Source organism: Nitrospina gracilis 3/211 (genome assembly GCF_000341545.2).
Classification (GTDB): Bacteria; Nitrospinota; Nitrospinia; order Nitrospinales; family Nitrospinaceae; genus Nitrospina; species Nitrospina gracilis.
Genome location: NZ_HG422173.1, coordinates 2,463,401 through 2,467,031, shown reverse-complemented (window position 1 = coordinate 2,467,031; position 3,631 = coordinate 2,463,401). Strand labels below are relative to the sequence as shown.

Genomic DNA, 3,631 nt, shown 5'->3' with positions numbered 1-3,631 from the left:
TAAACGGAGTCAATTCCGCAAAATAGCGCGGATTATTTCGTGATTTTGCGCACCAGCGTTTTGGGGTATCCGACCTTGGCGATTTCCTTCTGGTAACGGGCGGCCAGGTCTTTGGAAGCGAAACCACCGACGCGGACCACGTGAATGGGCGTACTCACTTTTCTTTTTTCAATCTGAGTGAAGATGCCTTCCTGTCCCAGCTTTTTCTGCATGGTCTCCGCATTTTTAAGTGACCGGGTTTTTCCCAGGAGAATGGCGTAATTACCGTCTTGAGAGGGAACCAGGTCCGGGGTGTGACCTTTGCTTTTAAGTTCTTTCATGAGGAACTGGGCGCTGTCCGGGGAAGAAAAACCGCCGATCAGCAGTGTGTGCATTGATGAGGTTCCTTCCGTTTGACTTACTGCGGTCGGGAGCCCCGCGGCCTTCAGCTTTTTCAACATGCGGTCGGCATTGGATTTAACCGAAAACGCACCGACCTGCACATAATAATCCCCAGCCGGGGGATTGAGGGGAAGGCCGTTGGACTTCACCTCGGGCTTGGTTTCCTTAACAACGGGCTTTTCTTTCCCCGTCCCTTCCTCTTCCGGGGCTTTGTTGACCGGAGCGGGGGAAGAGGACGACTCGTCCAGGGAACTCAATGCTTCACTGATGGCAGAAGCGGCCTGGTTTTCCATCTCGCCCAGATTGGATGCAGGCTTTTCCTCTCCTGAGGCTTCCGGTGCGATGGGGGCTTTCACTTCGTTCTGTGGAGTCGCCGCCCCCACGTTTTCATTCAGCGGGGCGATTTCCGGACCGGGAGCCGGTTGCGGTTCCACCTTCGCCGTCTGATCCATTCCCGGCAGGCCGGGTAAAGACTGGTTCTCCACCCCAAGGTAAAGCAGGGCTGCCAGCCCGACAGCAATGAGGGCGATCAGTGCAAACTTGGCGTTCTTGTAACGGATTTGTTTATCGATTTCAGCCATGGCCTCGATTTCCGATTCATCGATAAGTTCATCGATGCGTTTGAGGAATTTTTTGTCGGCGGTTTCGGTCTGTTTTGGTTCGGCAAACAAACTGGGTCGGGACATGATTCTTTCCGTTCCAAATGGAATGAACGTGGATGATTGGGGTTGCGGGGCCGGGTGAAGGGAAAGAGTAATTCCGTGCGAACATCCGGTAAATCTGCTAGTGTAGAAAACGCTCTCGAACCGGAGACGGATGCGGCAGCCACATCCCCTTTAAAATCAAAATGAAGTATATATTGCCAATTTTAGTCTGTCAAGTAAAACTGATTGAAAAATAATACGTTTTTTCATTTTTGGCGACCCTTTATTTAAACAAATTTTAATTAATCATCATATGGGTTCCGCAGTCGATCTTTCTGTCAGTCTGGGCACATTTTCGCTGGCCAATCCGGTCCTCGCGGCGTCCGGTACGTTTGGCTACGGACTGGAGTTCACCCCCTTTGTCGACCTCAACCGGATTGGTGGATTCTGCACCAAAGGACTGTCCCTGAAACCCCGTATGGGTAACCCTGCGCCGCGTGTGGTGGAGACGGCGGCGGGGATGCTCAATTCCATCGGGCTTGAAAACGTCGGGTTCGATCGGTTCCGTGACGAAAAACTGCCGCACCTGCAGATGTACGACTGCCGCGTGGTCTGCAACTTCTTCGGAGACACAGTGGCGGAGTACGAGGAGATGGCGCGGGCCCTGTCCACGCTGGATCGGGTGGACGCGCTGGAGATGAACATTTCGTGCCCGAACGTGGAGGAGGGCGGTGTGCAGTTCAGCGCCGATCCCAAAACGGTGGAGAAAGTGGTGAGCGCTGCGCGCCGGGCAACCGACAAGTTTCTGGTCGTCAAGCTGTCGCCCAATGTCACCGACATCACCGTCACCGCGAAGGCGGCTGAGGCGGCGGGAGCGGATGCGGTGTCCCTCGTCAACACCTATGTCGGCATGGTGCTGGATGCGGAAAGGGCCGTGCCGTACCTGGGAAACGGCAACGGCACCGGAGGGCTTTCGGGACCGGCCATCAAGCCCATCGCGCTCAACATGGTGTACCAGACGTCGCAGGCGGTGAGCATCCCGGTGATAGGTCTGGGAGGCATCCGCACGGCCGAGGACGCCATCGAGTACATCATGGCGGGGGCCTCCGCCATTCAGGTGGGCACGGCGAATTTCTTCGATCCCCGCGCTACGATGAACATTCTTGACGGGTTGACCGACTGGTGCCGCGACCACGACATCGACAAAATCGAATCGCTTCGCGGACGCGCCTGGAAGCAGTGATGGCTCAGGGCAGGTAAACTCGTGGCACGCGCTTGCCGACACCGCACAGGGTTTCGTAGGGAATGGTGTGGTAGCGGGAGGAAAGTTCTTCCACCGTGATAGCGTCGTCTCCCTGTTTCCCGAACAGGACCACCTCGTCCCCTTCCTTCACTGCCGGCAGGTCGGTGATATCCACCATGCACATGTCCATGCAGATGGTTCCCACCTGCGGGGCGCGTTTGCCGCCGATGAGCACTTCCATGTTTCCAGACAACGCACGGCTCAGGCCATCTGCGTATCCCACGGGCAGAACGGCGATCCGGCTGTCCCGCCGGGTGATGAAACGGCGTCCATAGCTCAGATATGAGTGTGCCGGAAGGGCATTGATCCGCAGCACCCGTGTTTTCCAATGCATCACCGGTTTCAATTCCGGCGACTGCGTGGGGACGTGCCCTTGTGGCACAGGCGGAACCACTCCGTACAACGCGATGCCCAACCGCACCATGTCGCATTGGCTTTCGGCAAAGTTCAGGAGGCCGGCGCTGTTGGCGCAGTGCACCGGCGGGCAAGGCAGATTATTCTGTTCTACCAGGTCCAGGGCCTCCTGCATGCGATCCAGTTGAAGGCGCGTGTAGTCGACATCCTCGTCGGCGGAAGACAGGTGGGTGAATACGGACAGGACGTTCAGGGTTTTAAGGCCACTCAGAAATTCGATGAAAGCCGGCAACTCCTCCCAGCCAATACCCAGGCGTCCCATTCCCGTGTCGACCTTGATGTGAACGTCAGCCTGTTTGTTCTGCGCCGCCGCTTTTTTGGCAATGGCTTCCGCCAGGGGTTGCGAGCACAACGTGGTCGACAGGTTGTAACGGAGCAGGTCGTCGATCTCGTCGGGCAGAATGCCGATCAGCAAATGAATGGGCGCGTCGATGCCGCAGTGGCGAAGCTCGATGCCCTCGGCGATGATGCCGACCCCCAGCACCTCCGCCCCGGCGGCGAGGGCCGCCTCGGCGCAGGGTTGAACCCCGTGGCCGTAGGCATCCGCCTTGACCACCGCCATGAGGCGCACTCCCGGTTTCAGGCATTCGCGCAGGGCCCGGATGTTGAAGCGGAACGCGTTCAAATCGATTTCCGCCCGGGTGGAGCGGTGCAGCCCCAGTCCGTTGGCGGCGGGGGTGTCGAGAGACTTTGAAATGGTGAACTCCTGTTAAGGGTGAGCGGTGGCTGACCGCCTGCTTATTCCCGGCGGGTCCGGCCGGTGGTTGAAACGGACCTGCAATGCATGGAGACTCTGGGGCACCAACTGAACCAGCGGAACGGTAACTGGCCCTGTATGGAACCGGTCGATTTTTTACGGAATTACTAAGTGCCGTACCGCAACTCAAAT

3 protein-coding genes are annotated in these 3,631 nt (G+C 57.5%); 1 reads left to right on the top strand and 2 read right to left on the bottom strand.

From position 1 onward, the window contains the following. Positions 1-32: 32 nt before the first annotated feature. Positions 33-1,067, bottom strand: coding sequence for an SPOR domain-containing protein (locus TX82_RS11790; RefSeq protein ID WP_005010814.1), 1,035 nt, complete (start codon positions 1,065-1,067; stop codon positions 33-35). 271 nt (positions 1,068-1,338) lie between these two features. Here TX82_RS11790 and TX82_RS11785 point away from each other — a divergent pair, with 271 nt between their 5' ends. Beyond that, positions 1,339-2,268: a dihydroorotate dehydrogenase gene (locus TX82_RS11785; protein WP_005010812.1), complete on the top strand. Its 930-nt coding sequence runs from the start codon at positions 1,339-1,341 to the stop codon at positions 2,266-2,268. 4 nt (positions 2,269-2,272) lie between these two features. Here the strand turns inward: TX82_RS11785 and alr are convergent, their stop codons facing one another. Next, the gene (gene alr / locus TX82_RS11780; RefSeq protein ID WP_275450603.1) at positions 2,273-3,397 is read right to left on the bottom strand and encodes an alanine racemase; all 1,125 of its coding nucleotides are present in this window, start codon (positions 3,395-3,397) and stop codon (positions 2,273-2,275) included. Positions 3,398-3,631: the final 234 nt, after the last annotated feature.